At 69.2% G+C, this 253-nt stretch carries 1 pseudogene; it reads right to left on the minus strand.

The features are described 5' to 3' along the window. Positions 1–253 (minus strand): annotated as a pseudogene (locus tag SB751_RS33175) (TonB-dependent siderophore receptor); the annotation flags it as partial.

A 253-nucleotide genomic window follows, 5' to 3' on the forward strand; every position in this document is an offset into this window, starting at 1 on the left:
TCGCCGTTCGCGCCGAAGAAGAACGGCGAGGTCGCGCCGCCCGCGCAGCTCGCCGCGTAAGAGCAGCCGTACGGGAACGCGCTGTTGTCGTCGATCATCGTGCGGCTGCGGCCGGCCGCGACGTAGGCTTTCCAGTCGTCGCTGAACTGGTAGTCGAAGCGCGCGTTCAGGTTCAGCGCGTCGGTCGTCACCGGCTTCGCCCACGGCTGCGTGCCGAGCGCCTTCGAGGTCGTCTTGACCGACGGCACGACCG

It is taken from the genome of Cupriavidus sp. SIMBA_020 (assembly GCF_046535395.1).
Classification (GTDB): domain Bacteria; phylum Pseudomonadota; class Gammaproteobacteria; order Burkholderiales; family Burkholderiaceae; genus Cupriavidus; species Cupriavidus campinensis.